The sequence below is a fragment of the Candidatus Igneacidithiobacillus taiwanensis genome, assembly GCF_031962545.1.
Lineage (GTDB): Bacteria > Pseudomonadota > Gammaproteobacteria > Acidithiobacillales > Acidithiobacillaceae > Igneacidithiobacillus > Igneacidithiobacillus taiwanensis.
On sequence record NZ_JAVRKK010000189.1, the window covers coordinates 1 to 3,300 of the forward strand.

General features: G+C 55.2%; 3 protein-coding genes and 1 pseudogene. All 4 read right to left on the minus strand.

Features of this window, described 5'->3' with window-relative positions; translation table 11 throughout:
- Nucleotides 1-1,277, minus strand: a 1,277-nt coding sequence (locus tag RTI30_RS13410; RefSeq protein WP_312284027.1) for an HAD-IIIC family phosphatase, incomplete at its 3' end; no start/stop codon positions are given.
- Nucleotides 1,278-1,295: 18 nt separating this feature from the next.
- Nucleotides 1,296-1,952 carry an ATP-binding cassette domain-containing protein gene (locus RTI30_RS13415; protein ID WP_312284028.1) on the minus strand — a complete coding sequence of 219 codons (657 nt, stop codon included), beginning with the start codon at nucleotides 1,950-1,952 and terminating at the stop codon, nucleotides 1,296-1,298.
- Nucleotides 1,953-2,013: 61 nt separating this feature from the next.
- Complete coding sequence (gene galE, locus RTI30_RS13420; RefSeq protein ID WP_312284029.1) at nucleotides 2,014-3,003, minus strand: UDP-glucose 4-epimerase GalE; 990 nt, start codon at nucleotides 3,001-3,003, stop codon at nucleotides 2,014-2,016.
- Between the two features lie 52 nt (nucleotides 3,004-3,055).
- Nucleotides 3,056-3,148: pseudogene (locus tag RTI30_RS13425) on the minus strand (helix-turn-helix domain-containing protein); the annotation flags it as partial.
- Nucleotides 3,149-3,300: the final 152 nt, after the last annotated feature.

The following is a 3,300-nucleotide window of genomic DNA, read 5'->3' on the forward strand; positions in this document are numbered from 1 at the left end:
GGGTTGTCGTCGATGAACAGGGTATGTTCGGGCAGGATATTGGTCAGCTCCAGAATTTCGGCAATATTTTGGGGCTTGGGATTCCAGTTGATGCGGGTGATGGCAAAATCCTCCCAGCGGAGTTTGGCACCCCAGACCTGGGTAAAGCGCTCTTGGGTAGGTTCTGGATCGTTTTTGCTGGTAATGGCCAGGATCAGGCCCCGGCGTTTGCACTCCAACAACGCCTCGGCGTAGCCCAAGGGCCAACCTTCGGTATGATGCCAGGGGATGATTTCTTCCTCTTCGGCCAAGACCCCCCGCCAGAGGGTGTTGTCCAGATCGGTAATGATGAGTTTGATGGGGTGCAGTCCCTGGAGGCTTGCATAGGCACCCTGGAGGCGGTCCAGGAGATCGCGGCAAAGCCATTCCCCCTGGGGGGTGGTGCTCAACAAACCACCGTGGGTGTAGTGGGAGGAATAGCCATCGTAGGATTCGGCATCGCCGTAATACTGGCGAATATCGTTGATTTCAAGGAAGTAGACATTTGGGTGGGAGGATAGAATCTCTTCCAGATGATCATTGAGACTGCGAACTAAATGGTACAGACTCCCCGGTGCCCGATTGCGGCCAAAAGCACCCCTGTTCCAGGCGGGTGGCTCCAAAAAAGCGAGAAAAAAAACGGGTATTCCCTCGGGACGGTTTGCCAGAAGATTCTCAATCACCCAATTCAGATTGCGTAGGGCGGCGTTCTCTAATTCCCCAGCGTCCAATTCATTGCGCAGATGAAAAAGATCGCCATCGCCGCTGGGCACGGCTCCACCCAGGACGGTACGGAGGGTCAAATTGGCCAAGATCAAGTCATAGCGTGTGCTGCGGATTGCTTCAAAAGGCGTGGGGCTACCAGAGTCCATCAGGTAGTGATCCATGGTCCACCCCTCGCTATGGGCAATTTGTAGCAACCCCTCCGCCACACAGGTGCCCAACAAGGCAACACGTGGGCGGGGTAGAGGAGCTTGTCGTAGCTCCTTGGGAAGCAAAGGAGAATAGAGGCGTGGACGCATTCCTTCCTTGCCGTGGGTAAGGGCATAGCGACGAGCCTCGGGCGAGCGTTGAATATCAGCCAGCACACGCTGGCGGCCGCGTTTTTGTTGCAGGAGGGGTAAATAATGATCCCTGCCCACGGCATCCAAAGGTCGACCTAAGTGGCGTCGGTAGACAAGCTGCAGGAATTGCTCCCCATGGGCCGCTTGCAACTCGGCATCCAAGGAAAGAAAGCGGGCGCGCAGACAATCTTTCATGGCAGTGAGGCTAGAAACTCACATGGACTCATAGACGCGGATGGCTTCCTCGACACTATCGAAAAAGTGGAGTTTACCATCCTTGAGGAAGGCGGCATGGTCGCAGTTGTTACGAATGAGATCGGTGTGGTGGGAAACCAGGAGCATAGCCTTGTGCTCGCGACGCTTGAGCTCCTCTTCGCAACGGCGATTGAAACGAACGTCGCCTACCGAAATTACTTCATCCACCAGGAAGCAATCGAAATCAATGGCCATACTAAGGGCAAAGCTCAGACGGGAGTTCATGCCGGAGGAGTAGGTCTTGACCGGCTCATCCAGATAGACGCCGAGCTCAGCAAACTCCTCGACCTTGGCAATGGTTTCCTGGACATCCACCCCATAGACTCGGGCAATGAGGCGGGCATTATCCCGGCCTGTGAGAGAGCCTTGAAAAGCGCCACCAAAGGCCAAGGGCCAGGAAACATGCATACCTTTTTCAATGATTCCGGAGTCAGGACGCAGCGAACCACTAATGATCTGGATCATGGTTGATTTGCCCGCCCCGTTGGGACCCATGATACCCCATCGTTCCCCCGGTTTAACCTCCAGGCTGATATTATCCAATACAATACGCATTTCCCGACCGTGGTGGATGGGGAAGGATTTGGTAATGTTCTTTAGGGAGAGTGGTTTCATCGTAATTTCCAATAATGAATCCATTTAGAGTAGGGCAAGTTCTTTTTAATTACGCCTATTTTCACCATAAGTACCCCTTTTTTCGCTCCCAAGCCCACGCGTGGTCGATAATGGTCTCTAGATCCCCAAAGCGCGGCAGCCAGCCGAGTTCCTGCCTGGCCTTTTGGCTATCTGCCACGAGGATCGCCGGGTCACCGCTGCGGCGCCCTTGCAGTACAACGGGGATGCTTTGGCCAGTTACCTTTCTGGCAGTATCGATGACTTCCTGCACGGAGAAGCCCTTTCCGTTGCCGAGGTTGTAGGCCGCACTCTCGCCGTCGACCAGCAGATGTTCCAAGGCAAGCAGGTGGGCGCTGCACAGATCCCAGACGTGAATGTAGTCCCGGACACAGGTTCCGTCGGGCGTTGGGTAGTCGTTGCCATAAATGGCGATACTTTCCCGCCGACCACTCGCGGCTTGCAAAACCAAGGGGATCAGGTGGCTTTCGGGATCGTGCCGCTCGCCTAGCTCCCCCTCAGGATCAGCACCGGCGGCGTTGAAATACCGCAGGCTCACCGAGCGCAAGCCGTAGGCTTGGTCATAGTCCGCCAGCATCTCTTCTACCATGCGCTTGCTGCGCCCATATGGGTTGATGGGTCGCTGCGGATGCTGCTCGTCAATGGGCGTATATTCTGGTTCCCCAAAGAGGGCGGCCGTCGAAGAGAAGAGGAAACGCCGCACGTCATGGCGCAGCATGGCATCCAGTAAGTTTTGGGTATTGGCTACATTGTTGCGGTAGTAGCGGGCAGGCTCGCGCACGGACTCGCCCACTTGGCTCAGGGCCGCGAAGTGCAGGACGGCATCGATGTGCTGCGTGCTAAACAGCTGCTCCAGGAAAACCTGATCCGCAAAGTCCCCTTCGATGAGCTGCCCGTAGCGCACTGCATCGCGAAAACCCGTGGAGAGATTGTCCAGCACCAGAACTTCGTATCCACTCTGTACGAGCATCTTGGACATATGGGAGCCAATATAGCCGGCGCCACCGACTTCTAAAACATGGGATTTACTCATTGTGATATAAGAATTCTCGCCGGCTACGCGCGCACCTTCGGGCTGCACTCGCCCTTGCCACAGCCCGCAGGCTCATCCCCTGGTTCAGTCCCCGCTGCAATCGATTTCTCTCTTCCATGTTCAACTGCTGATACTGATTGCCCATTTTCTACCTCCAGCCTCCTTGCAAAGGTGTTGCAGTTCATTCTTGAGCCGGCCCTGTTTAATAACAGACCAACGTTGGAAGAATCGGGGTTTTTCGATGTGCCCATCTGTTGTTCGCATAAATAGTTTCAAACCGCAGATCGGAAGAGCACA

Bases quoted from the DNA above. Each gene is read 5' to 3' on its own strand.
- galE (WP_312284029.1), bottom strand. From the start codon at position 3,003: ATGAGTAAATCCCATGTTTTAGAAGTCGGTGGCGCCGGCTATATTGGC.
- RTI30_RS13415 (WP_312284028.1), bottom strand. From the start codon at position 1,952: ATGAAACCACTCTCCCTAAAGAACATTACCAAATCCTTCCCCATCCAC.